29 protein-coding genes are annotated in these 26,822 nt (G+C 60.6%); 24 read left to right on the plus strand and 5 right to left on the minus strand.

Annotated elements, in window-relative coordinates:
• Nucleotides 1-22 precede the first annotated feature (22 nt).
• Nucleotides 23-1,186 (plus strand): alanine racemase, encoded by a 1,164-nt coding sequence (gene alr, locus FHT86_RS10090; protein WP_133706664.1) that lies wholly within the window; start codon nucleotides 23-25, stop codon nucleotides 1,184-1,186.
• A gap of 42 nt (nucleotides 1,187-1,228) precedes the next feature.
• Here alr and FHT86_RS10095 read toward each other — a convergent pair whose 3' ends face one another.
• Nucleotides 1,229-1,864 (minus strand): LysE family translocator, encoded by a 636-nt coding sequence (locus FHT86_RS10095; RefSeq protein WP_133706665.1) that lies wholly within the window; start codon nucleotides 1,862-1,864, stop codon nucleotides 1,229-1,231.
• Nucleotides 1,865-2,019: 155 nt separating this feature from the next.
• Between FHT86_RS10095 and radA the strand changes: the two genes are divergently transcribed.
• From radA to rarD, 11 genes are all read left to right on the plus strand, one after another.
• On the plus strand, nucleotides 2,020-3,423 hold the full coding sequence (radA, locus tag FHT86_RS10100) for a DNA repair protein RadA (RefSeq protein ID WP_133706666.1): 1,404 nt from the start codon (nucleotides 2,020-2,022) through the stop codon (nucleotides 3,421-3,423).
• 94 nt (nucleotides 3,424-3,517) lie between these two features.
• Nucleotides 3,518-4,144, plus strand: coding sequence for a CvpA family protein (locus FHT86_RS10105; protein WP_133706667.1), 627 nt, complete (start codon nucleotides 3,518-3,520; stop codon nucleotides 4,142-4,144).
• A 165-nt stretch (nucleotides 4,145-4,309) separates the two neighbouring features.
• Nucleotides 4,310-5,797: an amidophosphoribosyltransferase gene (gene purF, locus FHT86_RS10110; RefSeq protein WP_133706668.1), complete on the plus strand. Its 1,488-nt coding sequence runs from the start codon at nucleotides 4,310-4,312 to the stop codon at nucleotides 5,795-5,797.
• Between the two features lie 51 nt (nucleotides 5,798-5,848).
• Nucleotides 5,849-6,589, plus strand: a complete 741-nt coding sequence (locus FHT86_RS10115; protein WP_133706669.1) for an SDR family NAD(P)-dependent oxidoreductase — start codon at nucleotides 5,849-5,851, stop codon at nucleotides 6,587-6,589.
• Nucleotides 6,590-6,800: 211 nt separating this feature from the next.
• Entirely contained in the window at nucleotides 6,801-8,192 is a 1,392-nt protein-coding gene (gene cysS / locus FHT86_RS10120; protein ID WP_133706670.1) for a cysteine--tRNA ligase, read from the plus strand.
• Nucleotides 8,189-8,668: a GFA family protein gene (locus tag FHT86_RS10125; protein WP_133706671.1), complete on the plus strand. Its 480-nt coding sequence runs from the start codon at nucleotides 8,189-8,191 to the stop codon at nucleotides 8,666-8,668. The genes cysS and FHT86_RS10125 overlap by 4 nt, the downstream gene beginning before the upstream one ends.
• Entirely contained in the window at nucleotides 8,665-9,153 is a 489-nt protein-coding gene (locus tag FHT86_RS10130) for a GFA family protein (RefSeq protein WP_133706672.1), read from the plus strand. The genes FHT86_RS10125 and FHT86_RS10130 overlap by 4 nt, the downstream gene beginning before the upstream one ends.
• Complete coding sequence (locus tag FHT86_RS10135) at nucleotides 9,146-9,622, plus strand: GFA family protein (RefSeq protein WP_133706673.1); 477 nt, start codon at nucleotides 9,146-9,148, stop codon at nucleotides 9,620-9,622. Before FHT86_RS10130 ends, FHT86_RS10135 begins: the two co-directional genes overlap by 8 nt.
• A complete protein-coding gene (gene pip, locus FHT86_RS10140) occupies nucleotides 9,619-10,578 on the plus strand; it encodes a prolyl aminopeptidase (RefSeq protein WP_133706674.1) in 960 nt (319 codons plus the stop codon). Before FHT86_RS10135 ends, pip begins: the two co-directional genes overlap by 4 nt.
• Before the next feature lie 98 nt (nucleotides 10,579-10,676).
• Nucleotides 10,677-12,293 carry a citramalate synthase gene (gene cimA, locus FHT86_RS10145; protein WP_133706675.1) on the plus strand — a complete coding sequence of 539 codons (1,617 nt, stop codon included), beginning with the start codon at nucleotides 10,677-10,679 and terminating at the stop codon, nucleotides 12,291-12,293.
• Between the two features lie 110 nt (nucleotides 12,294-12,403).
• The gene (rarD, locus tag FHT86_RS10150; protein ID WP_133706676.1) at nucleotides 12,404-13,315 is read left to right on the plus strand and encodes an EamA family transporter RarD; all 912 of its coding nucleotides are present in this window, start codon (nucleotides 12,404-12,406) and stop codon (nucleotides 13,313-13,315) included.
• Between the two features lie 28 nt (nucleotides 13,316-13,343).
• Here the strand turns inward: rarD and FHT86_RS10155 are convergent, their stop codons facing one another.
• Nucleotides 13,344-13,967: a TIGR00730 family Rossman fold protein gene (locus FHT86_RS10155; protein WP_133706677.1), complete on the minus strand. Its 624-nt coding sequence runs from the start codon at nucleotides 13,965-13,967 to the stop codon at nucleotides 13,344-13,346.
• A gap of 155 nt (nucleotides 13,968-14,122) precedes the next feature.
• Between FHT86_RS10155 and FHT86_RS10160 the strand changes: the two genes are divergently transcribed.
• Together FHT86_RS10160 and FHT86_RS10165 are read left to right on the plus strand one after the other, a co-directional pair.
• Nucleotides 14,123-16,186, plus strand: a complete 2,064-nt coding sequence (locus tag FHT86_RS10160; protein WP_133706678.1) for a LysM peptidoglycan-binding domain-containing protein — start codon at nucleotides 14,123-14,125, stop codon at nucleotides 16,184-16,186.
• 303 nt (nucleotides 16,187-16,489) lie between these two features.
• Nucleotides 16,490-18,376, plus strand: a complete 1,887-nt coding sequence (locus FHT86_RS10165; RefSeq protein WP_133706679.1) for an ABC transporter ATP-binding protein/permease — start codon at nucleotides 16,490-16,492, stop codon at nucleotides 18,374-18,376.
• A gap of 10 nt (nucleotides 18,377-18,386) precedes the next feature.
• Here the strand turns inward: FHT86_RS10165 and FHT86_RS10170 are convergent, their stop codons facing one another.
• Nucleotides 18,387-18,878 carry a MarR family winged helix-turn-helix transcriptional regulator gene (locus FHT86_RS10170; protein ID WP_166656779.1) on the minus strand — a complete coding sequence of 164 codons (492 nt, stop codon included), beginning with the start codon at nucleotides 18,876-18,878 and terminating at the stop codon, nucleotides 18,387-18,389.
• 352 nt (nucleotides 18,879-19,230) lie between these two features.
• Here FHT86_RS10170 and FHT86_RS10175 point away from each other — a divergent pair, with 352 nt between their 5' ends.
• The 3 genes from FHT86_RS10175 to FHT86_RS10185 all read left to right on the plus strand — a co-directional run bounded on the left by FHT86_RS10175 (nucleotide 19,231) and on the right by FHT86_RS10185 (nucleotide 21,242).
• Nucleotides 19,231-19,929, plus strand: coding sequence for a phosphatidylserine decarboxylase (locus tag FHT86_RS10175; protein ID WP_133706681.1), 699 nt, complete (start codon nucleotides 19,231-19,233; stop codon nucleotides 19,927-19,929).
• Nucleotides 19,930-19,949: 20 nt separating this feature from the next.
• Entirely contained in the window at nucleotides 19,950-20,810 is an 861-nt protein-coding gene (pssA, locus tag FHT86_RS10180; protein WP_133706682.1) for a CDP-diacylglycerol--serine O-phosphatidyltransferase, read from the plus strand.
• Between the two features lie 291 nt (nucleotides 20,811-21,101).
• Nucleotides 21,102-21,242, plus strand: a complete 141-nt coding sequence (locus FHT86_RS10185; protein WP_166656780.1) for a hypothetical protein — start codon at nucleotides 21,102-21,104, stop codon at nucleotides 21,240-21,242.
• Between the two features lie 77 nt (nucleotides 21,243-21,319).
• On the opposite strand, the gene FHT86_RS10190 is transcribed toward FHT86_RS10185, so the two are convergent.
• On the minus strand, nucleotides 21,320-22,084 hold the full coding sequence (locus FHT86_RS10190; protein WP_133706683.1) for an SOS response-associated peptidase: 765 nt from the start codon (nucleotides 22,082-22,084) through the stop codon (nucleotides 21,320-21,322).
• A gap of 43 nt (nucleotides 22,085-22,127) precedes the next feature.
• The gene (locus FHT86_RS10195; RefSeq protein ID WP_133706684.1) at nucleotides 22,128-22,448 is read right to left on the minus strand and encodes a YnfA family protein; all 321 of its coding nucleotides are present in this window, start codon (nucleotides 22,446-22,448) and stop codon (nucleotides 22,128-22,130) included.
• A gap of 167 nt (nucleotides 22,449-22,615) precedes the next feature.
• Between FHT86_RS10195 and FHT86_RS10200 the strand changes: the two genes are divergently transcribed.
• The 7 genes from FHT86_RS10200 (at nucleotide 22,616) to FHT86_RS10230 (ending at nucleotide 26,783) form a co-directional block, all read left to right on the plus strand.
• A complete protein-coding gene (locus tag FHT86_RS10200) occupies nucleotides 22,616-23,035 on the plus strand; it encodes an NUDIX hydrolase (protein ID WP_133706685.1) in 420 nt (139 codons plus the stop codon).
• Nucleotides 23,036-23,136: 101 nt separating this feature from the next.
• Nucleotides 23,137-23,574 carry a TIGR02301 family protein gene (locus tag FHT86_RS10205; RefSeq protein WP_246779421.1) on the plus strand — a complete coding sequence of 146 codons (438 nt, stop codon included), beginning with the start codon at nucleotides 23,137-23,139 and terminating at the stop codon, nucleotides 23,572-23,574.
• A 104-nt stretch (nucleotides 23,575-23,678) separates the two neighbouring features.
• Nucleotides 23,679-23,936, plus strand: coding sequence for a hypothetical protein (locus FHT86_RS10210; protein WP_133706687.1), 258 nt, complete (start codon nucleotides 23,679-23,681; stop codon nucleotides 23,934-23,936).
• Nucleotides 23,937-23,952: 16 nt separating this feature from the next.
• Nucleotides 23,953-24,723 carry a hypothetical protein gene (locus FHT86_RS10215; RefSeq protein WP_133706688.1) on the plus strand — a complete coding sequence of 257 codons (771 nt, stop codon included), beginning with the start codon at nucleotides 23,953-23,955 and terminating at the stop codon, nucleotides 24,721-24,723.
• Between the two features lie 73 nt (nucleotides 24,724-24,796).
• The gene (locus FHT86_RS10220) at nucleotides 24,797-25,636 is read left to right on the plus strand and encodes a folate-binding protein YgfZ (RefSeq protein WP_133706689.1); all 840 of its coding nucleotides are present in this window, start codon (nucleotides 24,797-24,799) and stop codon (nucleotides 25,634-25,636) included.
• Complete coding sequence (locus FHT86_RS10225; protein WP_133706690.1) at nucleotides 25,633-26,253, plus strand: YfbR-like 5'-deoxynucleotidase; 621 nt, start codon at nucleotides 25,633-25,635, stop codon at nucleotides 26,251-26,253. Before FHT86_RS10220 ends, FHT86_RS10225 begins: the two co-directional genes overlap by 4 nt.
• Entirely contained in the window at nucleotides 26,250-26,783 is a 534-nt protein-coding gene (locus FHT86_RS10230) for a tyrosine phosphatase family protein (protein WP_133706691.1), read from the plus strand. Before FHT86_RS10225 ends, FHT86_RS10230 begins: the two co-directional genes overlap by 4 nt.
• Nucleotides 26,784-26,822 lie beyond the last annotated feature (39 nt).

The raw sequence follows: 26,822 nt of genomic DNA on the forward strand, positions 1-26,822 counted from the left end.
CATTTTTTATTCAGGCGGCTCCATGACAGATAGTTTCGAAGACAATGACGCTTTCGCTTCCGCCGGCCTTCGGCTGACGGTCGATTTAGGCGCCTTGGTCGAGAACTGGCGGGACATGGCCCGCCGCTCCGGCAGGGCACGGACCGGGGCTGCGGTGAAAGCCGACGCTTACGGCCTGGGGATCGAAGATGTCGGCGAGGCACTCTATCTCGCCGGCACCCGCGATTTCTTCGTCGCCACTGCCGACGAAGGCGTGACGCTCCGGCTTTACGCGCCGGATGCCCGCATCTTCGTGCTCTGCGGCATTTGGCCGGGGACCGAGCGGCTGTTCTTCGAAAACGATCTCGTGCCGGTTATCGCTTCCGAGGAGCAATTGACCTTCTGGATGTCGGTGCTCGCCGACTACGGCGACCATCCCTGCGCGCTGCAGGTCGATACCGGCTTCAACCGGCTGGGACTACCGGTTGAAGACGCCATCGCGCTCGCCAACGACGTCTCGCGCCCGGCGAGTTTTGCGCCTGTCCTGGTGATGAGCCACCTCGCCTGCGGCGACGACCCGGCCAATGCAATGAACAAACAGCAGCTCGAGGCGTTCCGCACGGTCAGCGCCGCCTTCGAAGGCATCGAGGCGAGCCTCGCCAACTCCGCCGGCATCTTCCTCGGCTCCGAATATCATTTCGACCTCACTCGTCCCGGTATCGCCCTCTATGGCGGCCAGCCTGTAAACGGAACGGCGAACCCGATGCGGCCGGTTGCAACCGCCGAGGCGCGCATCATCCAGATCCGCTCTGTCAGAGCCGGCGAGACGGTCAGCTACGGCGGGGCGCAGCAGCTCACCCGCGACAGCCGGCTTGCCATAGTATCGGCCGGCTATGCCGACGGCTATATGCGCAGCCTGTCCAGCGGCGGCGTGCCGCTGCGCCAGACCGGCCTGCCAGGCGGCCAGGGTTTTATCGCCGGCCACAAGGTTCCCGTGGCGGGCCGCATCACCATGGATCTCGCCATCTTCGACGTAACCGACATCCCGAACCATCTCGTTCGCGCCGGCGACTATATCGAACTCTTCGGCACGAATATCCCCGTCGACGATGCGGCCCTCGCCGCCGGCACGATCAGCTATGAAATGCTGACCGGCATGGGGTTGAGGTATGAGCGGCGCTACATTTCGGACGAGGCCGAAGAATAGGAATTTTGTCGGCGGGCAAACACGAGATTTGAGCGATCTTGGCTAACGCGCACTGATCGCCAAGCGGACACCAAGCGCTACGAACAATGTTCCGAGCCCCCGGTCCAGCCACAGGCCGGCGTTCCGATTGCGCCGCAACGCCTCGGCAAGACGACCTCCGAGAAGAATAAGCGGTGGCTCGATGAAGGCGGCAACCACGATGATAAGGCAGCCGTGGAGCAAGAGCTGCGCCCAGACAGGGCCGGCGCCTTCAACGACGAATTGGGGCAAGAAAGCGAGAAAGAAGATCGCCACCTTCGGGTTGAGCAGCGAAACCAGGATGCCTTGCCGATAGATGCGGCTCCAGGGCAATGCCTTTCCCGCCTCCTTGATCCAGGCGCCCTCATCCTTCGAGCGTAGCGCCTGTATCCCAAGCCAGATGAGATAGGCAGCACCGGCCCATTTCACTGCCGAAAACGCGATGGCTGATGCCGCCAATATCGCAGACAGCCCGGCCGCGGCCATCAGCACGTGGAGGCAGGCGCCGCTCCATATGCCGAACAGTGCGGCAAAGCCGGAGCGTATACCGCTTCTGATCGTATGGCCGAGAATGAAGGCGATATCCGGCCCTGGCGACAGATTGAGCAGGACTGCGGCCGAAAGAAATGTGAGCCAATGTGCAAGCGTGTAGTCGAACATGCGTCACCATCGATCGAAAACCCAGCATAAACGCTGACACAATCGCCGTTGATACGGAAATCATTAGTTTTGATCTGTCGCGAAAGACATTATCTGACAGCCAGCCGCGATTCGCTTCGAACAGCGAAGCATTTGAACATTGAGAACAGCATCTGATGGCAAAAGCCCGTACACAATTCGTCTGCCAGAACTGCGGCACGGTTCATAACCGCTGGGCAGGCAAATGCGATGGTTGCGGCGAATGGAATACCATCGTCGAGGAAGACCCGATGGGCGGCATCGGCGGGGGACCCGCCAAGGTGCCTAAGAAGGGGCGGCCGGTGACGCTGACGGCGCTGTCGGGCGAAATCGAGGAGGCGCCTCGCATCCACACCGGCATCTCCGAACTCGATCGGGCGACGGGAGGCGGTTTCGTGCGCGGCTCGGCCGTGCTGGTCGGCGGCGATCCCGGCATCGGCAAGTCGACGCTCCTCATGCAAGCGGCAGCCGCACTTGCCAGGCGCGGTCATAAGATCGTCTATGTCTCGGGCGAGGAAGCCGTTGCGCAGGTGCGGCTTCGCGCGCAGCGGCTGCACGCTGCCGACACGGACGTGATGCTTGCTGCCGAAACCAATGTCGAGGACATCCTCGCGACGCTCGCCGAAGGCAAACGACCCGATCTGGTCATCATCGATTCCATTCAAACGCTTTGGAGCGAGCTCGCGGAATCCGCGCCCGGCACGGTAACGCAAGTGCGTACCGGCGTGCAGGCGATGATCCGCTTCGCCAAGCAAACGGGTGCGGCGATGGTTCTGGTCGGCCATGTCACCAAGGATGGCCAAATTGCCGGGCCGCGCGTGGTCGAGCACATGGTCGACGCCGTTCTCTATTTCGAGGGTGATCGCGGTCATCATTACCGCATCCTGCGCACCGTGAAGAATCGCTTCGGCCCGACCGACGAGATCGGCGTCTTCGAGATGTCCGACAAGGGTCTGCGCGAAGTGGCCAATCCGTCCGAACTTTTCCTTGGCGAGCGCAATTCCAAGTCGCCGGGTGCTGCCGTCTTTGCCGGCATGGAAGGCACACGGCCGGTGCTGGTCGAAGTACAGGCGCTGGTTGCCCCGACATCGCTCGGCACGCCCCGCCGCGCCGTGGTCGGTTGGGATTCGGCAAGGCTGTCGATGATTCTCGCGGTTCTCGAGGCACATTGCGGTGTTCGCCTCGGCCAACACGACGTTTATCTCAATATTGCCGGCGGTTATCGCATTTCTGAGCCGGCTGCCGATCTTGCGGTCGCCTCTGCACTGGTTTCATCCCTGGCTGGTCTTGCCCTTCCCGCAGATTGCGTCTATTTCGGCGAAGTCAGCCTGTCGGGCGCCGTCCGGCCGGTTGCGCACACCGCTCAGCGCCTCAAGGAAGCCGAGAAGCTGGGATTTTCTGCAGCGCTTCTCCCCACCGCCTCCGCCGACCTGCCGAAGGGCAATGGCGGACGCTGGAACGAGATCGACAGCCTGCCGGATCTGGTGGCGCGCATAGCCGGATCGAAGGGCGCGCTCAAGCGCGCAGAAGACGAAGACTGAGCCTTACTTCAGCCGTTCTTGACGGCGAGAGAGGCACATATTTGAGGCCGATGGCAGCCATGCTCGGCATGGCAAGTCTTGGAGTGGATTATACATGCCCATTACGATTTTTGACGGTATTGTTATCGGCGTCATTTTGTTCTCCGCCGTTCTGGCCATGGTACGCGGTTTTTCCCGCGAAATTCTCTCAATCGTCAGTTGGGGCGGCTCGGCTGTCGCCGCCTACTATCTCTATTCGCTGCTCGTACCTTATGCGCTGCATTACACGGCAGACACCCGTATCGCGACCATCGCTTCCGCCGCCGTCATTTTCCTGATCGCGTTGATCATCATTTCCTTTATCACCATCAGGATCGCGGACTTCATCATCGATAGCCGCATCGGCGCGCTCGATCGTACGCTCGGCTTCCTCTTCGGCGCCGCCCGTGGCCTGCTGCTGATGGTCGTCGTCGTCGCCTTCTGGAACTGGTTGGTTGCGCCACCTGCACGCCCGGAATGGGTCAACAGCGCCAAGTCGAAGCCTTTCCTCGATTCGCTGGTCGAAAAGCTCAAATCCGCACTTCCGGAAAACATCCAGGCGATGCTTCCCGCCGAGATCATCAACAAGATCGCACCGAACCAGCAGCAACAGCAATCGCAGCCGCAGGATGGTGGCGATAACGGCACAACGAACGATACCGCGCCGTCCGATGACGCGCCTGCGCCGCAGACTAACAATTAACAGTGCGTTTACAGGCTTGACCCGCCGGGCGATAATCGCCATGTGAGCGGCGCGAAATCCGAAGATCCGGCCCGATATTCTTTCCGTCCGGATTTTCAGTTATTTTTGTATTCAGTCGCAACGCCGCCCTGACCCGCCCCATGTTGAGAGCAAAGGCCTGCAGCCATGAACCATTCCCTTTCTATCGAGGATGATATCGACGGCGACACGCTGCATGAGGAGTGCGGTGTATTCGGCATTCTCGGCCATCCCGACGCGGCGACGCTGACGGCGCTCGGCCTGCATGCTTTGCAGCATCGCGGCCAAGAGGCGGCGGGTATCGTCTCCTTCGACGGCCAGCGCTTTCATTCCGAGCGGCGCATGGGCCTCGTCGGCGATCACTATACCGATCCGGCCACGATCGCACGCCTCCCCGGCGACCGTTCGATCGGCCATGTGCGTTATTCGACAACGGGCGAGACGATCCTCCGCAACGTGCAGCCGCTGTTCGCCGAATTGGAAGTCGGCGGCATCGCGATTGCTCACAACGGCAATTTCACCAATGGCCTGACCATGCGCCGACAGTTGATCGCGGACGGCGCCATCTGTCAGTCGACGTCGGACACCGAAGTCGTTCTCCATCTCATCGCGCGCTCCAAGCACCCCTCCTCCTCCGACCGCTTCATCGATGCTATCCGTCAGATGGAAGGCGGCTATTCGATGCTCGCCATGACGCGCACCAAGCTGATTGCAGCGCGCGACCCGATCGGCATCCGGCCGCTGGTGATGGGCGAACTCGACGGCAAGCCGATCTTCTGCTCCGAAACCTGCGCGCTCGACATCATCGGCGCAAAGTACATCCGCGACGTGGAGAACGGCGAAGTCGTGATCTGCGAGATCCAGCCGGACGGTTCGATCACCATCGACGCACGCAAACCCGACGTTGCCAAGCCGGAGCGGCTCTGCCTGTTCGAATATGTCTATTTCGCCCGCCCTGATTCCGTGGTCGGCGGCCGCAACGTTTACGTCGCCCGCAAGAACATGGGCATCAATCTCGCCAAGGAAGCACCCGTCGAAGCCGATGTCGTGGTGCCGGTGCCGGATGGCGGCACGCCGGCGGCGATCGGCTACGCCCAGGCAAGCGGCATTCCCTTCGAGCTAGGCATCATCCGCAACCATTATGTCGGCCGCACCTTCATCGAGCCTACACAGCAGATTCGCGCTTTCGGCGTGAAGCTGAAGCATTCGGCCAACCGCGCCATCATCGAAGGCAAGCGTGTCGTTCTGGTGGACGATTCCATCGTGCGCGGTACGACGTCGGTCAAGATCGTGCAGATGATCCGTGACGCCGGCGCCCGCGAGGTGCATATCCGCGTCGCCAGCCCGATGATCTATCATCCGGATTTCTACGGCATCGACACGCCGGACGCCGACAAGCTGCTCGCAAACCAGTACAGCAGCCTGAAGGCAATGTGCGATTTCATCGGTGCCGATTCGCTGGAATTCCTGTCGATCGACGGCCTCTACCGCGCCGTTGGCGGAGCCTCGCGCGACAATGCGCAGCCGCAGTTTACCGACCATTATTTCACCGGCGACTATCCGACCCGTCTGCTCGACAGGGAAAGCAGCACCAGCAATGTCCGCAAGCTCTCCATGCTTGCCAGCAATGGCTGACATGGGGCCTTTCTCCCCTCTCCTTCCCTAGTGCATTCGGACCACGGCAACATGAGCATAGATCTTAAGGACAAAATCGCCCTCGTTACCGGCGCGTCGCGCGGTATCGGCTATTTCACCGCGCTGGAACTGGCCAAGGCCGGCGCGCATGTGATTGCTTGCGCCCGCACGGTCGGTGGCCTTGAAGAGCTCGACGACGCCATCAAGGCTGTCGGCGGTTCCGCAACGCTCGTGCCATTTGATCTTGCCGACATGAACGCAATCGATGCGCTCGGCGCATCGATTTTCGAGCGCTGGGGCAAACTCGATATCCTCGTTGCCAATGCCGGCGTGCTCGGCGTCATCTCGCCGATCGGCCATGTCGAGGCGAAGGTGTTCGAGAAGGTAATGACCATCAACGTCACCGCGACCTGGCGGCTGATCCGCTCAGTCGAGCCGCTGCTGATGCGCGCAGACGCGGGTCGCGCCATCATCCTCTCATCGGCCGCCGCCCATCGCTGCCGGCCCTTCTGGGGTCCCTACTCGGCGTCCAAAGCGGCCGTCGAGGCGCTTGCCCGCACCTGGGCCGGCGAAACCCAAAGCACGACGCTGCGGATCACCAGCGTCGACCCCGGCGCCACCCGAACCGCGATGCGCGCACAGGCGATGCCCGGCGAAGATCCGGACACGCTGCCGCATCCTCGCGACGTCGCCCAAGCCATCCTGCCACTCGCCGGTCCGGACGTCACCGAAACCGGCAGGCTCTTCATCGTGCGCGAGAACAAGCTCGTCGACTACCGGATACCGGAATAATCGGTCATCGCGGCCCTATCCCGGCTCTTGACCAATCACCGTAGTCGCGCGATAAAGCCCGCCATGAAAACGGTTATCTGCATTATCTGCCGGAAGATTATTCGCTAGCGTTTCGCTGGCCTGGCCGTTTTCGTCTCCCAAAATCCAAGATGACAAACGTCCCGGCCCGCCGGTGACAATATTTATTGGATCTATGCCTTGGGAGAATGAAATGGGCACCGAGCCGCAACTGAAGTTTTACAACACGCTGACGCGCGAAAAGGTCGACTTCAAGCCGATCGACCGCGAGAACGTCCGCCTGTATGTCTGCGGTCCTACGGTCTATGATTTCGCCCATATCGGCAATGCCCGCCCGGCCATCGTTTTCGACGTGCTCTTCCGGTTTCTGCGGCAGGTCTATGGCGAAAGCCATGTCACCTATGTCCGCAACATTACCGACGTCGACGACAAGATCAACGCACGGGCGCTGCGTGACCATCCCGGCCTGCCTCTGAACGAGGCGATCCGCCTGGTCACCGAGAAGACCGAAACGCAATATCGCCAGGATGCGATCGCGCTCGGCTGCCTTGAGCCGACGGCGCAGCCGCGCGCGACGGAAAACATCCCTCAGATGATCGAGATCATCGAAAAGCTGATCGCCAAGGGCCATGCCTATCAGGCGGCCGGCGAAGTGCTTTTCGACACCAAATCCATGGCCGATTACGGCCAGCTTTCGAAACGTAATCTCGAGGAGCAGCAGGCCGGTGCCCGCATCGCCGTCGACGCGCACAAGAAGAGCCCGGGTGACTTCGTGCTCTGGAAGCTGTCGGACGAAAACGAGCCCGGCTGGGAAAGCCCCTGGGGCCGCGGCCGTCCGGGCTGGCATATCGAATGCTCGGCCATGAGTGGGCGCTATCTCGGCGATGTCTTCGACATCCATGGCGGCGGGCTGGACCTGATCTTCCCGCACCACGAAAACGAGATCGCCCAATCGCGTTGCGCCCATGGCACGGATGTGATGGCGAATATCTGGATGCACAACGGCTTCCTGCAGATCGAAGGCCGCAAGATGTCGAAATCGGAAGGCAATTTCGTCACCATCTACGAACTGCTGCACACCGAAAAACTCGGCGGCCGCATATGGCCGGGCGCGGTGCTGCGTCTTGCCATGCTGATGACGCATTACCGCGAGCCGATCGATTTTTCGGTAAAGCGGCTGGAAGAGGCTGAACGGCTTCTGGCAAAATGGCCGGCAGCGGATATCGGCGATGCCGCACCGGATGCAGCCGTGCTGGCAGCCCTTACCGACGATCTCAATACCGTCGCCGCCATCCAGGCTCTGCATGCCTTGGCGCAAGCCGCCAATGCCGACGCCAGCGTCCTGCCCACCTTCGCCGCCAGCGCTGCCCTTCTCGGCCTGTTACCCGAGAAGGTGGAGGTGGATGAGGCCGTGGTCTCGGAAATCAATGGGCGCGTGCGGGCGCGGCTGGAACTACTGAAGGCGAAAAACTTTGCCGAAGCGGACAAGATCCGCGAGGTACTTTTGGCTGAGGGCATTCAGTTGAAGGACGGCAAGGACCCGGTGACGGGTGAGCGGACGACGACGTGGGAGGTCAAGCGGTGAGTGTGACCTACACCGGCGGCTGTCAATGCGGTGCGGTGCGTTTCCGGGTTCGGGGCGAGCTCAAGGACGCGTCGATCTGTCATTGCCGCATGTGTCAAAAAGCGTTCGGTGCCTATTATGCGCCGCTGGTTTCGACGCGCGGTGCCGAGCTTGTCTGGACGCGGGGAGAGCGTAAAAAATTCCGGTCGTCGAATTTCGTCGAGCGCGGTTTTTGCGGCGATTGCGGCACGCCGTTGACCTATGAGGCACCGGATGGCGTGGCGGTTGCGGCGGGCGCTTTCGATGATCCGTCGCTACTGCCGCCCGTGGTGCAATTCGGCGTGGAAGGCAAGATCGACTTCGTCGACAGGCTGCATCTGTTGCCCGGTCACCGGACGGAGGAGGATGCGGAACAGGCGCCCTTTGTGCTGGAAATCGTATCCTACCAGCATCCGGATCACGATACGGCAGCATGGCCACCGGAGGCAGGCAAATGACGATGGCGGGATACAGCGGCGGATGCCAATGCGGTGCGGTGCGGTATCGCGCGGCCGGCGCAATCGGCTATCCCCATCTCTGCCATTGCCGCATGTGCCAGAAGGCTTCGGGCAATTATGCACTGCCGCTCGGCAGCGTCCAGCGCTCCGATTTCGAGCTCACGCGCGGAGAACCCTTGTGGTTTCATTCCTCCGACCTTGTGCGCCGCGGTTTTTGCGGCTCCTGCGGTACGCCATTGTTCTATGACATTCCCGGCACGGATTTCATCAATCTGACTCTTGGTTCCCTGGACAAGCCAATGGCGGTGCAGCCCGTCGCCCAATCGAACCTAGCGGCAAAAATGCCATGGTTCCATGCGCTCGATGCCCTGCCGGCGGAGCCGGATGGCGATGATTCCGATCGTGCCTTGGCGATCCGTTCATCCAACCATCAGCACCCCGATCACGACACCCAAACCAGGCCACAGGAGAAGAGCCATGACTGAAGCCATCAGAAGCGGAGGATGCCAATGCGGCGCAGTGCGGTTTCGCATTCGCGGTCAACTCGGGCGCCCCTCGATCTGCCATTGCCGCATGTGCCAGAAGCAGTTCGGCAGCTTCTTCTCCGCCCTGGTAACGGCACCGAATGACGGCCTGGAATGGACGCGCGGCGAGCCGACCTATTTCCAGTCTTCCGTCAACATCGACCGTGGCTTCTGCAAGAATTGCGGCACGCCGCTAACCTATCGCCATCCCGGCGGGCTGGAGATCGCCATCGGCGCCTTCGACGAACGGGACGATCTGGCGCCGCAAATCCAGGTGAACTATGCCTCGCGCCTGCCTTGGGTCGAAACCATATTTCAGCAGCCGGTCCATCAGGACCCGGATTTTTACGCACGGCAGGAGCAGATCATCTCCTTCCAGCACCCCGATCACGATACGGATATCTGGCCTTCCGAAGGATTGAAAATATGACGGATATATTGCGTACGCTTTACCCGGAGATCGAACCCTACGCCTCCGGCCATCTCGATGTCGGCGATGGCCACGTCATCTATTGGGAGCGCGTTGGCACGCCAGGTGCAAAGCCCGCCGTTTTCCTGCATGGCGGACCTGGCGGCGGCATCTCTCCAACGCATCGTCGCCTCTTCGATCCAGCACTTTATGACGTCACACTGTTTGACCAGCGCGGCTGCGGCAAGTCGACGCCGCATGCCGAACTCAACGCCAATACCACGTGGCATCTCGTCGCCGATATCGAGCGGCTGCGCGACATGGCCGGCGCAGAAAAATGGCAGGTCTTCGGCGGCTCCTGGGGCTCGACACTGGCGCTCGCCTATGCGGAAAAGCATCCCGAACGTGTCTCCGAACTGATCGTGCGCGGCATCTACACGCTGACCCAGGCGGAGCTCGACTGGTATTATCAGTTCGGCGTTTCGGAAATGTTTCCGGACAAATGGGAGCGATTCATCGCGCCGATCCCACCCGAGGAGCGCCATGAGTTGATGGTCGCCTACCACCGCCGGCTGACCCACGAGGATAAGGCCGTGCGTCTCGAGGCCGCCAAGGCCTGGGCGATATGGGAAGGCGAAACCATCACCCTGTTGCCGGACCCTGCGACCAGCGGAAAGTTCGAAGAAGCCGAATATGCGCATGCCTTCGCGCGTATCGAAAATCATTTCTTCATTAATGGCGGCTGGCTGGAAGAAGGCCAGCTTCTTCGCTACGCCTTCAGATTGCGGGATATCCCCGGCGTCATCGTTCATGGGCGCTACGATATGCCCTGTCCGGCGAAATATGCCTGGGCTCTGCACAAAGCATGGCCGAAAGCCGAGTTCCACCTGATCGAAGGCGCCGGCCACGCCTTTTCGGAACCCGGCATTCTCGATCAGCTCATCCGCGCGACGGATAGGTTTGCCGGGAAAATTTGAGCCCAAGAGGCCCCTCGCCCAAGCCTTTTCCCCGCCTGTTCGAGAGTCCCGGGGCGGGGAACGACTGAAGAAGAAACCGGCTCGCCGGAGGAAACAGAATGACACGCGAAAAAATCTATCTCTTCGATACGACCTTGCGCGACGGGCAGCAGACACCCGGCATCGATTTTTCGGTCGAGGACAAGATTTCCATCGCCACCATGCTGGACGAGTTCGGTCTCGACTATGTCGAGGGCGGCTATCCCGGCGCCAATCCGACCGATTCCGCCTTCTTCAATGAAAAGCGGACGCAATCGGCTTCCTTCGTCGCCTTCGGCATGACAAAACGCGCCGGCGTTTCCGCCTCCAACGATCCGGGCCTCGCAAGCCTGATCCAGGCAAAGGCCGACGCCATCTGTTTCGTCGCCAAGAGCTGGGATTATCACGTCAAGGTCGCACTCGGCTGCACCAACGAGGAAAACCTCGAATGCATCGCTGAAAGCGTCAAAGCGGCTGTCGAAGCCGGCAAGGAAGCGCTCGTCGACTGCGAGCATTTCTTCGACGGCTACAAGGAAAATCCGACCTATGCACTCGCCTGTGCCAAGACGGCCTATGAGGCCGGCGCGCGCTGGGTCGTGCTCTGCGACACCAATGGCGGCACACAGCCACCGGAAGTGCGCGCCATCGTTGAAGCCGTGATCGCCGAGGGCGTACCTGGCGACTGTCTTGGCATCCATGCCCATAACGACACCGGTCAGGCGGTCGCCAATTCGCTCGTCGCGGTCGAAGCTGGCGTGCGGCAGATCCAGGGCACGCTGAACGGCATCGGCGAGCGCTGCGGCAACGCCAACCTGATCACGCTGATCCCGACGCTGGCACTGAAAAGGGCCTATAGCGAACGCTTCGAAACGGCGATCGATGGCGAACGGCTGTTGGGACTTACCAGCCTGTCGCATGCCTTCGACGAATTGCTGAACCGCTCGCCGGATCATCAGGCACCCTATGTCGGCGCCTCCGCTTTCGCCACCAAGGCCGGCATCCATGCCTCCGCGCTGCTGAAGGACCCGCGCACCTATGAACATGTGCCGCCCGAAAGCGTCGGCAATTTCCGCAAGGTCATGGTATCCGACCAAGGCGGCAAATCGAATTTCATCAACGCGCTGAAGCGGCGCGGCATCGAAGTCGGCAAGGACGACCCGAAGCTCGACCGGCTGATCCAAATCGTCAAGGAACGCGAAGCGTCCGGCTATGCCTACGAAGGCGCCGATGCCAGCTTCGAGCTACTGGCGCGCCGTACCCTCGGCACCATCCCCGAATTCTTCGCGATCGACGGCTTCCGCGTCATGGTCGAACGCCGTTTCGACTCCCACGGCCGGGTGAAGATCGTCTCGGAGGCAGTGGTCAAGATAATCATCGACGGCCAGACCATCATGTCCGTCGCCGAAGGCGACGGTCCGGTCAACGCGCTCGACCTGGCGCTGCGCAAGGACCTCGGCAAATACCAGCATGAGATCGACGATCTGGTGCTTGCCGACTTCAAGGTGCGTATCCTCAACGGCGGCACGGAGGCCGTGACCCGCGTTCTAATCGAATCCACCGATAGCGACGGGGTGCGCTGGTGGACCGTCGGCGTTTCGGAAAACATTATCGACGCCTCGTTCCAGGCGCTGATGGATTCCGTCATCTACAAGCTGATGAAAAACCGGCATATGGCGGGCAAGATCGCGGCGGAGTGATCCGCCGCCTATCAAAAACCTTGACGACGCCGTCAATGAAATGAATTGGCCCCGCAACACGCGTTGGAGTAAGCCCGTCGTAAAAGAATATATTGCGGCGGGAAACACCAATGGCCACCGATACGGTCGCACCTGACATCAAGAACGAGGACAGTACGCGCGGATTCGGCTTTGTGCTGACGGCCTATCTGCTTTGGGGCGTCCTGCCGCTCTACATGAAGGCCATGGCGCATATTCCGGCGATGGAGGTCATCGCCCATCGCATTTTCTGGTCCGTACCCGTCGCTGGCGCTGTACTTCTGGCGCTCGGCCGCATGGGCGATGTAAAGGCGGCGCTCGGCAACCGACGCACGGTCGCCATGGCCTCGGTGACCGCGATGCTGATTACCGTCAATTGGGGAACCTATGTCTGGGCCATCGGCGCCGGACATTCGCTCGATGCGGCGCTCGGCTATTTCATCAACCCGCTGTTCAGCATAGCGCTCGGCGCACTGCTGCTGAAGGAGAGGCTTGCGCCGGCGCAGATCGTCGCGATCGGCCTTGCGGGCGCAGCGGTCGTCATTCTGACCGTCGAAGCCGGGACCCTGCCCTGGGTGGCACTGTCGCTGACGTTCTCCTGGGGCTTCTACGCCTTTTTCCGCAAGACTCTGCCGGTTGGGCCGAATCAGGGCTTCTTCATCGAGGTGCTGCTGCTCTGCATCCCCGCTCTGCTCTACATCCTCTATCTCGAAGCGCGCGGCGAGGGCCATCTCTATCGCACCGGCGTCTCGGATATGGCGCTTCTGCTTGGTTGCGGCCTGGTGACCGCGCTGCCGCTGATGATCTTCGCCAACGGAGCGAAGCTCTTGAGGCTCTCCACCATCGGCATCATGCAGTATATCGTGCCGACCATGGTCTTCCTCATCGCTGTCTTCCTGTTCAAGGAGCCTTTCGGCACGACACAGATGATCGCCTTCTCGCTGATCTGGGCGGGGCTGGTACTCTATAGCTGGTCGATGCTGCGTCAGAGCCGGATGCGCTAACCATGCGACATGGTTAGCAAATCCCTAATCAGAGCTTTGAGATGACAGCCGCTTCGCCGCCGCGGGACCCCACCGTTTCGGTGGCATGCTTGCGGATCGCAGGGATGATATCGGCGACCTTGTCGATGACCAGCGGCTGCACGCGATGGGCGGTATGGATGAAGCCTTCCTCGGTCATATGACGGATGAGTTCCATCATCGGATCCCAGAAACCGTTGATATTGGCGAAGACCATTGGCTTTTCATGGCGGCCGAGCTGGGCCCAGGTCATGATCTCGACGATCTCCTCCAGCGTACCGATGCCGCCCGGTAGCGCCACGAAGGCGTCTGCGCGCTCGAACATGGTGTGTTTGCGCGTATGCATATCAGGGGTTATGATGAGTTCGTCCAATTGACCGAGCGAATGGCGCGTCGCTTCCATATCAACGAGGAACTCCGGAATGATGCCGGTGACCTGACCGCCATGCGACAGAACGCCGCTCGCCACAGCGCCCATGATGCCCTTCGTTCCGCCGCCATAGACAAGGCGTAACCCGCTCTCGGCGATGTTCTTACCAAGCTCGCGGCCCGCAGCCATGTGGGAAGGATCGCGGCCCGGCCTGGAGCCGCAATAGACGCAGATGGATCGAATTGGCACAGAATCGTCAGTCATGAATGCAAACAACTATGCTGCAAATGCTCAGTCAAGAATTTTCAAAGGAAAACTTGTGCCCGAGCATGCGGAAATGGCTGAGAAAGCTTGTAAAAGCAGGCGAAATCGTTAGCAATTTCAAGAGTGGAGACGACTCCGCCGCTTGGAGATAAATGATGATGAAGAACCGTGCCGGCTTGCTGGCTCTGTTGGTGCTGGTAGTTGCGACCATCCTGATGGTCTTCTTTGTGATGCCGCGCATCAACGGCGACAAAAAGCCGATCGGCGACGCCATCAATCAAGCCGGCGACACGGTGAAGAACACCATCACGGAGAATGGGCAAAAAGCTGACAACGCCGCGCAAAAGGCCGGCGAGGCAACGCAGGGTGCCGTCGCAACCGCTACCAACGCCGCAGATGTCACCAAGAAGCTCACCGATCTCAGCGGCATGGCGGTTGGCTCCCTCGCCGATCTCAAGGCGCTCTTCAACGATGGCAAGGGGCCGACCGAAGATGTCTTTACCGCAGCCAAGACGAAGGTGATCACTGCGCTGCAGGCGATCGTCGATTTTGCCGTTCCCCAGGGCACGGATGCCACAACGACCGCCTTGGTCAACAAGGCACATGACGGCGCCGGCAAGGCGCTCGCCATCATCCAGTCGCTTCCGCAGAACATCGCCGATGCCGTCGTCGCGATCGATAAGGCGCGGGCAGCCCTCACCGGCCAGACCGCGCCGCAGACGCAGGCGGCAGGACCGGTGACGCCATCCTTCGACGTGCTGCGTGTCGAGCCTGATGGTTCCACCGTCATCGCCGGCTCGGCAGAGCCGAATTCCAAGCTCGAGATCGTCGATGGTGACAAGGTGGTGACGACGACCGAAGTCGGACCGAGCGGCGATTTCGCCGCTGTGCTCGACGATCCGCTACCGCCCGGCGATCACGAACTGGTGCTGCGCGCAACCGGCAAGGACGGCAAGGCCGTCACCTCCGAGGAAGTTGCTACCGTTTCGGTGCCGAAGGACGACAAGAGCCAGCTTCTCGCCATGGTTTCCAAGCCCGGTGCGGCAAGCCGCATCATCACCGCACCGTCAGCCAAGCAAGGGCGCGTCGCACCGGACGAGCAGGCGCCGGCGGCCAACGCACCCGCGAACGATATCGGCAGCGCAACCGCCAACGACGCCACTGGCGCTAAACCGCAGGACAACGCTGCCGTTGCTTCCGCCAATCCAGCCGGCAACACGGTGACCTCATCCGCAGCGACGACCGGTGACCAGCCCGAGGTGATGGTCAATGCGGTCGAGATCGAAAACGACCATATCTTCGTTGCCGGAACGACAAAGCCGAATGCCAAGGTTCGCGCCTATGCCGACGACAAGCTGATCGGCGAGATCGCGGCGGGAGCAGACGGCCATTTCGTTGTCGACGGCAAGATGCCGCTGACGGTGGGTGACCACAAGATCCGTGTCGACGTCCTCGACGGTGCCGGCAAGGTCGCGGTGCGCACCAGCGTCAATTTCACCCGCCCCGAGGGCAATCAGGTGACGGTCGCGGCACAGGCACCGGCAGCTTCCGGCACCGGCGGCAACGCTACGGCCACCGCCATGGTGCCGCTCGACGAAGGTGAGCTTGGCAAGCTGAGGGAAGATGCTGCCAAGGCTTTTGCGCTGCTGAAGAGCCTTTTTGCGGACGGCAAGCAACCGAATACAGAACAACTCGCCGCCGCCCGCTCGGGAACGGAAATTGCCCTGAAGTCACTTTCGGAATTCCGTCCGGCGATCGATGCCAGCGCGGCACTGAAACAGGCAGCCGCCGATGCCTCCAGTGCGGCCGCGAGGGCGCTTGCCGTGTTGCAAGCTCTACCGAAGGATCCGAAGTCGGTCGGCAATGCGCTGCCCAATCTCGGGGAGATGATCGCCGCCGTCACCAAGCCGGAGAATGCGACCCCGGCACCGGCTAGCGTCGAAACCTCCTCCAGCGGCAGTGGTCCGAAGACCCTGCAGCAGGCACCGCTTTCGCAGAACGCCAATGCCGTCATCATCCGCCGCGGCGATACGCTCTGGCAGATCTCCCGCCGCACCTACGGCGCCGGCGTGCGCTACACGACGATCTATCTCGCCAATGAGGATAAGATCAACAACCCGGACCGGATCCTGCCCGGTCAGGTCTTCGGCCTGCCCAAAGATGCGCTGCCCAATTCGGAAGAGTTGCATCGCAAGCGCCTTTCGGGCGAACATCTCTAGGACACAACCTTTCACAACAGGACCGGCGCGATGCGGCCCGAGCATCCCGCTTTCAGGTGATTCACCTGTAAGCGGATGGGATGCTCTGGATTCAAAAAGCTAGAGCGACCTTTGTGCGTTCAAATGAACGCACGGCGCTCTATGCGCAATCAACGCCTGGCCGCTGCTTTTACCTGACATAAAAATAGTATAAGCGTGCCGCCGACCCTCATCGCCCTGCTCACTAGCTGACGGGGCCTTTTCAGCCAGGCTGCGCCAGCGCGCCACTACCCGGCTGTTTCAGATATTCGCCCGGAGACGGACATGGCAGACCGCAAGAAGACCATATCGGCGGATTCCAGCAATCCATTGAATACGATCGTCAATCTCTGGCCCTATATGTGGCCGGCGGGCCGCATGGACCTTAAGATGCGGGTCGTCTGGGCAACCGTATACCTTTTGATCTCGAAATTCTTCCTGTTGCTGGTTCCCTATTTCTTCAAATGGTCTGTCGACGCCCTGAACGGCAAGCTGGACATGCAGGGCATCCTGCCGGCCTTCATGGTGGGCGCTATCGCGCTGATCATCGCCACCAACGTCACGCGCCTCATCCAGCTCGGCCTCAACCAGTTGCGCGACGCGCTCTTTGCCAGCGTCGGCCAATATGCCGTGCGCCAGCTCGCTTACCGAACTTTTTTGCACATGCACGAGCTGTCGCTGCGCTTTCATCTCGAGCGCAAAACCGGCGGTCTGTCGCGCATCATCGAACGCGGCACCAAGGGCATCGAGACGATCGTCCGCTTCACGATTCTCAACACCGTTCCGACCTTCGTCGAATTCCTGCTGACCGCGATCATCTTCTGGCGCGGCTACGGTTTTTCCTATCTCGCCATCACAGCGGTGACGGTCTGGCTCTACATCTGGTTCACCGTCCGGGCGAGCGACTGGCGCATCTCCATTCGTCGGGCGATGAACGAGAGCGACACCGACGCCAACACCAAGGCGATCGATTCGCTCCTGAACTTCGAGACGGTCAAATATTTCGGCAACGAGGATATGGAGGCCAGGCGCTTCGATCAATCGATGTCGCGCTATGAAAAGGCCGCCACCGATGTCTGGACTTCGCTCGGCTGGCTGAACTTCGGCCAAGGCGTGATCTTCGGCCTGGGCACCACGGTCATGCTGATATTCTCCGGATGGGCTGTTCTCAACGGCCACCAGACTGTCGGCGACTTCGTCTTCATCAACGCCATGCTGCTGCAGCTCTCGGTGCCGCTTAATTTCATCGGCTTCGTATATCGCGAAATCCGTCAGGGCCTGACTGACATCGAAGAGATGTTCGATCTGCTGGAAGTGAAGCCGGAAGTGATAGACGCATCCGACGCCAAGGAGCTGGTCATCGGCCAAGGCGCTATTTCCTTCAAAGATGTGCATTTCGCTTATGACGCCGCCCGGCCGATCCTGAAGGGCATCTCCTTCGAAGTGCCGGCCGGCAAGACTGTCGCGGTTGTCGGCCCTTCGGGCGCCGGCAAATCGACCCTGTCGCGGCTTCTCTACCGCTTCTACGACGTGCAGAGCGGCACGATCACCATTGACGGCCAGGATCTGCGCACGGTGACGCAGAAGAGCCTGCGCAAGGTGATCGGCATGGTGCCGCAGGATACCGTGCTCTTCAACGACACCATCGCCTACAATATCCGCTATGGCCGGCCGGGCGCGAGCGAGGCCGAAGTGACGACCGCGGCTGAGATCGCCCAGATCGGCGATTTCATCCGCCATCTGCCAGAAGGTTTCGAGACAAAGGTCGGCGAGCGCGGCCTAAAACTCTCCGGCGGCGAAAAGCAGCGCGTCGCCATTGCCCGCACGATCCTCAAGGCTCCGCCGGTGCTCATCCTCGACGAGGCGACCTCAGCGCTGGACACGACGACCGAGCGGGAAATCCAAGCGGCGTTGGACGTCGTCTCCAAGAACCGCACGACGCTGGTCATCGCCCATCGGCTCTCCACCGTCATCGGGGCCGACGAGATCATCGTGCTGAAAAGCGGTGAGATCGCCGAACGCGGCACACATGCTGCCCTCCTGGAGCAGAACGGCCTCTATGCCTCGATGTGGAACCGCCAGCGCGAGGCGACGCAGGCGGAAGAACATCTGAAGCAGGTGCGCGAGAGCGACGACCTCGGCGTCGTCGATCGGCTGGCACCGGCGAACTGACGTTCAGCCCCTATTCACTCGCTTCTTCGGCTTCTGCCTTCATGCCGATGTCGATCAGAGCGGCAAGGGTTGCGCGCGTGTGTTCGACATGTTCGACGCCTACCCTGGCAATCAGTGTTTCGTCCACTTTTCTCCTGGCGCCGGCCTGAACGCTGGCAGCCATTCTTCCGCGCTTGGTCAAGGTAATGGTCAGTTTGCGGCGGTCGTCCGCATCGACGGTCCGCTCCAGATAACCGCGCGTCACCAACGTATCCACCAGTTGTCCGGCGGCCTGCTTTGAGATTCTAAGTTCGGCAATAAGCTGGCTCAGTGGCACTTGGATCGTCTCCAGCGCCAACCCGCCGATGACATAGAGGCCGTTTTTCGGCATGTCGTCGCAGCCGGCGGCGGCAAGTGCGCGGCGCATGGCCGTACCGTAGGTCGTACGCGCATGCCGCAGCAACGCCGGTATGGCAATTTCATCGGGAGCGTCTTGTTCACGAGACAAGTCCTGGGCTGTCATCGGTTTCCCCTTTGGTGTCCAACTGACGATACGAAGCATGTCGTAAAAATCTATGACAGTCAATAAACTTTACTATCAACTTCCTTTCCATTTCGAACCCCATGGACTCGACTCTTTCAACGCATGGCCGCAATTGTCTTCTCCTGCTGCATCCAGGCATTGTGCGGAAAATTCAAGGGTGTTGTTGAAAGCGGTGCTGGCATTGCCCATGACGGTTTTTGCCTGTAGTCACCGTCAGTCTGGTAGTTAGGGCAAGGTGACTCAATCTTGTTCTTGTCTTTTGGCCGGCATGATCTTGCCCGAAAATCGCCGCCCGTTTTTCGGGATCATGCTTTAGTGGAGTCCGCCATCGATGAGCTTGTTGAATAGCATTCGCAACACGATCGTCCCCGTGCACAAGGAAGGTTACCCCTTCGTCGCGGGTTTCTTTGTTGCGTCGCTGGTTCTTGGCTGGATCTTCAAGCCGCTCTTCTGGGTGGGGCTGATCTTCACGCTTTGGTGCGCCTATTTCTTCCGCGATCCCGAGCGTATGACGCCGCAGGACGACGATCTCGCCATATCGCCCGCTGACGGCAAGGTCTCCGGCGTGCAGATGGTGACGCCACCTGCCGAGCTCAATCTCGGCCTCGAGCCTATGCTGCGCATCTCGATCTTCATGAACGTCTTCGATTGCCATGTGAACCGCTCGCCCATGCGCGGCCGCATCACCAATATCGCCTATCGCCAGGGCAGCTTCCTCAATGCGGAACTTGACAAGGCAAGCGAACAGAACGAACGCAATGGCCTCGTCGTGGAGACGAAGCATGGCGAGATCGGCGTCGTACAGATTGCCGGCCTTGTCGCCCGCCGCATCCTCTGCTTCGTCAATGAAAACGAGCCGCTTGACGCGGGCGAGCGTATCGGCCTGATCCGTTTCGGTTCGCGCCTCGACGTCTTCCTGCCGGAGGGAGCGGCCGCGCGCGTCTCGGTCGGCCAAAGGGCGATCGCCGGCGAAACGGTGATTGCCGAATTCGGCTCGTTGAAGGGCCCCATCGTTAGCCGCCGTAGCTGAGCCTTGAGGAAACGAGCGAGATGAAGACGCCTTTTCCGCCATTCGAGCCGCATGGTCCTAACGACGAGGCGCGCGGGCCGCGCCTCCGGGAGATCCCCCTGCGGCTGATGGTGCCGAACATGATCACCGTGCTGGCGATCTGCGCGGGCTTGACCGGCATCCGCCTCGCTTTCGAAAACCGCTACGAGCTCGCGGTCGTTGCCGTGCTGGTCGCCGCCTTCCTCGACGGCGTCGACGGTCGCGTGGCACGGCTGATGAAAGCCACGTCCAAGTTCGGCGCACAGATGGATTCTCTTGCCGACATCGTCAACTTTGGCGTCGCGCCGGCGCTTGTCGTCTATGTCTTCCTGCTGGATCAGGCACGCTCGCTCGGCTGGATCGCAGCCCTGATCTATGCCATCGCGGCCGGCCTGCGGCTTGCGCGCTTCAACGTTATGGCGGAACGTGAGAACAAGGCGTCCTGGCAGTCGGAATATTTTGTCGGCGTACCGGCGCCGGCCGGCGCGATGCTGGTGTTGCTGCCGGTCTATCTCGGCTTCCTAGGGGTGACACCCGGCAGGACCTTTGCCTATTGGGGCGCCGCCTACACCGTGTTGATCGCCTTCCTGCTGGTCAGCCGCCTGCCCGTCTGGTCCGGAAAATCCGAAGGCAGCCGTATCCGCCGCGATCTCGTGTTGCCGATCATGCTTGCCTTGGTCGTCTATGTGGCGCTGCTGATGAGCTACACCTGGCATGTCATGGTGGTAACCGTGGCTGCCTATCTCCTGTCGCTGCCCCTCGGCGCCCGTTCCTGGGCGCGAAAATACGGCACCTTCACAATCAATGGCCCCGCCGATCCCGATGTCGACGATTCCAACGACGATATCGGCCGGCATATCTAGCCGAAAAGCAACAGCAGTTTGACGCTTGCGACCGCGGGCGGCAAACACTCGTGTCTCAAAAAGCCGTATCCCGTTCGGATTCAGCTGTATTTACGCAACTCTTTAACGAAAAATAAATATCTAAATTAGATATATTTTAATGCTAAATTTTCGCGTTACGCTCGCGAAATATGGTCGGTGTTTACAAAAGCTGATTGGCGAATGCCTTTGATTTGTCATGATTTATGACAAAAAGAACACTGCACGGCAGTGAATCAAAAAACACCCTAGGGAACACGTGAGGAGTAACACATGACCACGAAGAAAGAAGAAGCGGCACAACCGCAGGCGAAGATCGACCCCAGCACACTCTATCGTCCGCTCGGCCTCAAGGCCGTCTTGGCAGCGCATCTGATGCTGAAAACCAAACCGCTGAAGAAGAAGCTCGCCTAAGCCTGCCGTGTCCGCCAACGGTCACGCAGCTAGAGCACCTGTAGGTTCATGACGACGCCGATCCGGTAGAAAGCCGTTCAGAGGAGGCTTAGCTGGCCATCGCCTGCGTCCGGCTTCTTCGGCGGCTTGGTCGAAGGTTCGATCATCACTGGCGTGTGCAACTCCGCCCCCATATTGGCAACCTTATTGACGCGATCCGAAACCGGAATCGCCTCGAAAAAATCCTCCTGAACCGGCACCATCAGATCGAGGACCTCACGCGGTTCCTGCGTCTTGCAATCAAGCCAGCGGGCAAAATCCTCTGGCTTGATGACCACAGGCATGCGGTCGTGAATGGGCCGCATTGTTCGGTTCGCCGATGTCGTCAGGATCGCGCCGGTATCGACTTCGGAGCCATCGGCCGACGACCAGGTCTCCATCAGGCCGGCAAAGGCAATGACGCCGCCGCGCCGCGGACGGATCCAATAGGCCTGCGATTTCTCGCCGCTCTCCTTGGAGGGGCGTCGCCATTCGTAAAAGCCCGATGCGGGGATCAGGATGCGCCTGTGACGCATGGCCGCGCGGAACGAAGCCTTGCCGATCGCAGTTTCTGCGCGGGCATTGATCAAAAGCGGAAATTCCTTGGGATCCTTCACCCAAGCCGGCGTAAAACCCCAGCGAACAAGCAGGGCGCGGCGATCCGGCAGATTGCTACCCCGTTCCGGCCGGTCGCCTGAAATGACGACCAGGATCGGCTGCGTCGGAGCTATATTATAGCGCGCGGGAAAATCTTCATGCTCGAGATAACCGAGCAATTCCCGCACCTTCTTCTCAGTTTCCGTCAATGCAAATCGTCCGCACATTTGGCTTGTTTTGCACCCCCAAAGAGTCGGGTCAAGGAGAAGGTCAGTTGCGAGGGCCGAAGAGAATGATGGCCGCGCCCGCCAGACAGACGGCGGCGCCAGAGAGATCCCAGCGATCCGGCAGACGTCCCTCGATCAGCCACAGCCAGAGAATGGAGGCAACGATGTAGACGCCGCCATAGGCCGCAAAGGTACGCCCCGCAGCGTCGCTCGGCACCAGCGCCAGCAGCCAGGCGAACAGCGCCAGCGACACCAGACCTGGTGCTAGCCACCAGATCGGCTTTGCCAGCCGAAGCCATGCCCAAAAGGCAAAACAGCCGGCGATTTCAGCCAGTGCAGCGAGGGCGTAAAGTCCATAGGTCATCATGATTTTAGGCGGTCTGGCTGGCGGACTCGAATCGCCGCCATTTTCATTCGTCAGTAAAAGGGCTTTCATCTCGGACAACAAGGGCCGTATCTTACGGAGTTGAAAGCTCCTCTGCCCGCATATCATTCGTCGCCCGAAATTTTCATCAGAATCCGAATTGACCCATGACCTCCATCCCTCGCCCCGCCTCTTCCGCAATCCTCGAACGTGACGGTCGCTTCCTGCTGGTGCTGCGACGCAATCCGCCGTCCGCCGATATGTATGCTTTCCCGGGCGGGCGGGCCGAAGATGGCGAAACGCCGGCGGCGACGGCATTGCGGGAGTTCAAGGAAGAGACCGGAATAACCGCCCGCAACCCCCGTCTGTTCGAAACTTACGATCTCAGGAGCCATGCAGCAGACGGGACGCTCACAAGTCATTTCTTTCTGTCGGTCTTCCTGGTCGATGCCGACGAGAATGCGATCGCCGAGGCCGCCGATGATGCCGCGGCGATCGGCTGGTATTCGCTGGAAGAGATCCGCGTCCTGCCAGTGCCAGCAAGCGTGCTCGAATGCGCCGAACGGCTAGCGGAGGCTCGAGTCTGATCAAGTGTCAGGGCTCGCGCATTAACGATGTGAAACAATAACGGCGTGGAAAGCGAGCTTTTCGCCTTGTTCCCGTCATGCTTGCCATATCAATTGGGCGTATGAATCATCGTCGCCTAATCACTCTGCTTTCGATCTGCGCCGCGCTCGCGGCCGCATTTCCGGCATTTGCGCAGCCCGCGGCGACCGTTCCGGAGGTGCAGACGCCGGGCGACACGGATAGTGCAGAGCGACCCACGCCTTATGACGATCAGTTGTCACGGCTCGCCGAAATTCTTGGCTCGATCCACTATCTGCGCAATCTCTGCAACACCGGAAAAGAGGATTCCTGGCGAGCCGATATGCAGCAACTTCTCGACACGGAGACCAAAGACGAGCCGAAACGCAAAGAAAGACTGACCGCCTCGTTCAACCGAGGATATAGGTCCTTCGCATCGGTTTACACGGATTGCACGCCGCAGGCCATCGTTGCTGAGGAGCGCTACCGTAACGAAGGTGCAACACTTGCCACAGAAATAACCGCCCGCTTCGGAAATTGACGATTTATTAACCCCTTTTCGTGCCGAGCCGTGTCGTTTTAGGAAAAGGCTGATAAAGTCGTTAATCAAGCGGTAAGGACATGGACGTCTCGAGGAATGAAACAATGGAACCAAGCCTGAACGACATCGACGACATGATTGTCCACGAAAAAAGGCAGGCGGCGCTGGAATACCAGAACGAGGCCTGGGCTGACGGGATGGCTGACGGAATCGAGCCAGAAATCATCGCCGACGCCGCAATTGCCCATGCCATCCGCGAGACTATTCGCATCCATGGCGAACAGGGCGCAGAAGTCTTGCTCGAATCGCTTAGGGAACGCATGCTTGCTGGTGAATTCTCGCCGAACCGCACCCTGCAATAACAGCCAGAGATCCCTTATGCACATCGTACCGGGCAATGAGTTTCGACGTTCCATTGCCTTGCTTGCCGCCGCGACCATGTTTTTCGGCAGCCTTGCCCTCCCCTTGCCGGCTCTTGCATTCTCCCAGCTCAATCCGTCCGCCACCCAGCCGAATGCGGCAGGGAAATCAGCGCAGCCGAGTCATGACAAGCCGGTCGAAGAGGCGCTTGAGGCGCCATCAAAGACAATTCCCATGCCCGATCCGCTGATCAACAACCAGGCCGGACAGAGCAGCAGCAACACAGCCTCCAGCAATGCCCCGAACAGCGGCAAGCCGGTGGAGATTCTCTTCGATATCAGCAAGGTGCCGGAGCCGGTGCGCAAGCTGCGCGAGGAGATCGTCGAGGCGGCCGCCTCCGGTGATCTCGAGCGCCTGCGTCCATTGATGAATGTCGGCGGCGGCCTCAATCAGACACAGGTGACGGCTGACGATCCGGGCGAAGACCCGATCAAGACGCTGCATGACCTTTCCGGCGATCCCGATGGCATCGAGATCCTTTCCATTCTCCTCGATATCATGTCGACCGGCTTTGCCCATGTCGGCCAGGGCACATCGGATGAGATGTATGTCTGGCCCTACTTCGCGGAGAAGGACATCAAGACCCTGACGACCCCGGAAAAGGTCGATCTGATGCGCATCGTCACTGCCGGCGATTTCTCCGACATGCAGGAATTCGGCGGTTATAATTTCTACCGCGTCGGCATCACGCCGGACGGCAAATGGAAATTCTTCACCTCCGGCGAATGATCCGGCCGCAGAACTTGCGGTTCTCGACTGGAGGCCCTACCTCTGATCGATAGGCCAAACTAGCGGATCCACCATGCCAGCCGTATTCCTGAGAGATCGGTCCTTTCTTCGCGTCACCGGCGCGGAGGCAGAGGCCTTCCTGCATAATCTCGTCACCACCGACCTTGTTTCGCTCGGCGCGGACGAGGCACGCCCTGGCGCGCTGCTAACGCCGCAGGGAAAAATCCTGTTCGACTTCATGATCTGGCGAGATGGTTCCGGCTTTCTGCTGGAGACCGATGCAGTGCAAAAAGACGGCCTTCTGAAACGGCTCACCATGTACCGGCTGCGTGCGCCGGTCGATTTCGCTGCCATCGAGTCGGAAGGCGTCACTGTTGCCTGGGGCGAGAATAAGGTTGAAAACCGCAGGGACAGCCGGTTCGCAAAGGCAGGTATTACGCTGACGCGCACCCCCGGCCAACATGGCGACGATACCGAGGCGCTCTACCAGACGGTGCGCATCGCTAATGGCATTGCGGTTTCCGGCCTGGATTTCGCCCTGCAGGACGCTTTTCCGCATGACGTGCTGATGGATCTCAACGGTGGCCTCGGCTTTCGCAAGGGCTGCTATGTCGGGCAGGAAGTGGTTTCCCGCATGCAGCATCGCGGCACGGCGCGCCGGCGGGTCGTCATTGTGACCGGCAGCACCGGTTTGCCTGCCACCGGTACCGAATTGACCGCCGGCGGCAAGCCGATCGGCACGCTGGGTTCGACCGACGGCACCAAGGGCCTCGCTATCGTTCGCATCGACCGCGCCGGCGAAGCCATCGCAGCCGGCACGCCAATCCTGGCGGTGGATCGCGAAGTTTCCGTTGCGCTGCCCGCCTGGTCCGGCCTCTCCTTCCCCGCGCAGGCAGATGAGGCTTCGGCATGACAGCGGGTGATACCCCGCGCGCCTGGCAGCGCATGCTGTCGGGTCGCCGGCTCGATCTACTGGATCCCTCGCCGCTTGACGTCGAGATCAGTGACATCGCCCACGGGCTTGCCCGCGTGGCGCGCTGGAACGGCCAGACCTCCGGGGATCACGCCTTTTCCGTGGCGCAACACAGTCTTGTGGTGGAGGCTATCTTCCGCCGCCTCAACCAAGCGACACCGGACGAGCTATTGGCGACGTTGCTGCACGATGCTCCGGAATATGTCATCGGCGATATGATCTCGCCGTTCAAATCCGTGGTCGGCGGCGACTACAAAGCGGTGGAGAAGCGCCTGGAAGCTGCGATCTACAGACGTTTTGCGCTACCGCCCCACTGTGGACCGGAGTTGAAGGAAAAGATCAAGAAGGCCGATACGGTTTCCGCCTATTTCGAGGCGACGCTGCTCGCAGGCTTTACGCCGCAGGAGGCGCGCAAGTTCTTCGGCCAGCCTCGCGGTATTGCGCGGGACATGTTGCCGATCGAACCGATGCCGGCGATCGAAGCGCAGCGGCTTTTCCTGGCGCGCTTCGACGCGATCGAGGCCGAACGTGCCGCCGCCGTGAGAACCGAGGCATGACCGCGATCGTCATATCGCCGCTGGCGCGCATCGCGGAGATGGCCGTTCGCCACGGTGCATCCGAAATGATCAGCCTCATGGCGAAGGAACAAACGTTCCACCGGCCGGCGGTGATCAGGGCGGAACGGCACCTGTTGCTGGGCATGAACGACATCAGTTTTGCCGGTACCGGCGATCTCGTCGCTCCGCAGGAGACGCACGTCCGCGACATCATCGATTTTGCCAGGAGTTGGGATCGCACCTCGCCGCTGCTGATACATTGCTGGATGGGCGTGTCGCGGTCGCCCGCTGCAGCGCTGATTGCGGCGCTTGCCGTCCACCCCGAAGAGGACGATCTGGCGCTTGCCCGTCGCCTGCGTGTCGCCTCGCCCTATGCGACGCCGAATACACGGCTGATCATGATCGGCGACCGGATGCTTGATCGCAAAGGCCGGCTCGTCGACGCAGTCAAAGCAATCGGCCGCGGCGCCGATGCGGACGGCAACGCGCCCTTCGTCCTGCCGCTGCTGAACGAAATCGGCGTCACATAAAAACGGAGACTGCACTTGCGCAGTCTCCGTCCGTTTTCC

It is taken from the genome of Rhizobium sp. BK313 (genome assembly GCF_014193655.1).
Taxonomy (GTDB): domain Bacteria; phylum Pseudomonadota; class Alphaproteobacteria; order Rhizobiales; family Rhizobiaceae; genus Rhizobium.

Bases quoted from the DNA above. Each gene is read 5' to 3' on its own strand.
- alr (WP_133706664.1), top strand. From the start codon at position 23: ATGACAGATAGTTTCGAAGACAATGACGCTTTCGCTTCCGCCGGCCTT.
- FHT86_RS10095 (WP_133706665.1), bottom strand. From the start codon at position 1,864: ATGTTCGACTACACGCTTGCACATTGGCTCACATTTCTTTCGGCCGCA.
- radA (WP_133706666.1), top strand. From the start codon at position 2,020: ATGGCAAAAGCCCGTACACAATTCGTCTGCCAGAACTGCGGCACGGTT.
- FHT86_RS10105 (WP_133706667.1), top strand. From the start codon at position 3,518: ATGCCCATTACGATTTTTGACGGTATTGTTATCGGCGTCATTTTGTTC.
- purF (WP_133706668.1), top strand. From the start codon at position 4,310: ATGAACCATTCCCTTTCTATCGAGGATGATATCGACGGCGACACGCTG.
- FHT86_RS10115 (WP_133706669.1), top strand. From the start codon at position 5,849: ATGAGCATAGATCTTAAGGACAAAATCGCCCTCGTTACCGGCGCGTCG.
- cysS (WP_133706670.1), top strand. From the start codon at position 6,801: ATGGGCACCGAGCCGCAACTGAAGTTTTACAACACGCTGACGCGCGAA.
- FHT86_RS10130 (WP_133706672.1), top strand. From the start codon at position 8,665: ATGACGATGGCGGGATACAGCGGCGGATGCCAATGCGGTGCGGTGCGG.
- FHT86_RS10135 (WP_133706673.1), top strand. From the start codon at position 9,146: ATGACTGAAGCCATCAGAAGCGGAGGATGCCAATGCGGCGCAGTGCGG.
- pip (WP_133706674.1), top strand. From the start codon at position 9,619: ATGACGGATATATTGCGTACGCTTTACCCGGAGATCGAACCCTACGCC.
- cimA (WP_133706675.1), top strand. From the start codon at position 10,677: ATGACACGCGAAAAAATCTATCTCTTCGATACGACCTTGCGCGACGGG.
- rarD (WP_133706676.1), top strand. From the start codon at position 12,404: ATGGCCACCGATACGGTCGCACCTGACATCAAGAACGAGGACAGTACG.
- FHT86_RS10155 (WP_133706677.1), bottom strand. From the start codon at position 13,967: ATGACTGACGATTCTGTGCCAATTCGATCCATCTGCGTCTATTGCGGC.
- FHT86_RS10160 (WP_133706678.1), top strand. From the start codon at position 14,123: ATGATGAAGAACCGTGCCGGCTTGCTGGCTCTGTTGGTGCTGGTAGTT.
- FHT86_RS10165 (WP_133706679.1), top strand. From the start codon at position 16,490: ATGGCAGACCGCAAGAAGACCATATCGGCGGATTCCAGCAATCCATTG.
- FHT86_RS10170 (WP_166656779.1), bottom strand. From the start codon at position 18,878: ATGACAGCCCAGGACTTGTCTCGTGAACAAGACGCTCCCGATGAAATT.
- FHT86_RS10175 (WP_133706681.1), top strand. From the start codon at position 19,231: ATGAGCTTGTTGAATAGCATTCGCAACACGATCGTCCCCGTGCACAAG.
- pssA (WP_133706682.1), top strand. From the start codon at position 19,950: ATGAAGACGCCTTTTCCGCCATTCGAGCCGCATGGTCCTAACGACGAG.
- FHT86_RS10185 (WP_166656780.1), top strand. From the start codon at position 21,102: ATGACCACGAAGAAAGAAGAAGCGGCACAACCGCAGGCGAAGATCGAC.
- FHT86_RS10190 (WP_133706683.1), bottom strand. From the start codon at position 22,084: ATGTGCGGACGATTTGCATTGACGGAAACTGAGAAGAAGGTGCGGGAA.
- FHT86_RS10195 (WP_133706684.1), bottom strand. From the start codon at position 22,448: ATGACCTATGGACTTTACGCCCTCGCTGCACTGGCTGAAATCGCCGGC.
- FHT86_RS10200 (WP_133706685.1), top strand. From the start codon at position 22,616: ATGACCTCCATCCCTCGCCCCGCCTCTTCCGCAATCCTCGAACGTGAC.
- FHT86_RS10205 (WP_246779421.1), top strand. From the start codon at position 23,137: ATGAATCATCGTCGCCTAATCACTCTGCTTTCGATCTGCGCCGCGCTC.
- FHT86_RS10210 (WP_133706687.1), top strand. From the start codon at position 23,679: ATGGAACCAAGCCTGAACGACATCGACGACATGATTGTCCACGAAAAA.
- FHT86_RS10215 (WP_133706688.1), top strand. From the start codon at position 23,953: ATGCACATCGTACCGGGCAATGAGTTTCGACGTTCCATTGCCTTGCTT.
- FHT86_RS10220 (WP_133706689.1), top strand. From the start codon at position 24,797: ATGCCAGCCGTATTCCTGAGAGATCGGTCCTTTCTTCGCGTCACCGGC.
- FHT86_RS10225 (WP_133706690.1), top strand. From the start codon at position 25,633: ATGACAGCGGGTGATACCCCGCGCGCCTGGCAGCGCATGCTGTCGGGT.
- FHT86_RS10230 (WP_133706691.1), top strand. From the start codon at position 26,250: ATGACCGCGATCGTCATATCGCCGCTGGCGCGCATCGCGGAGATGGCC.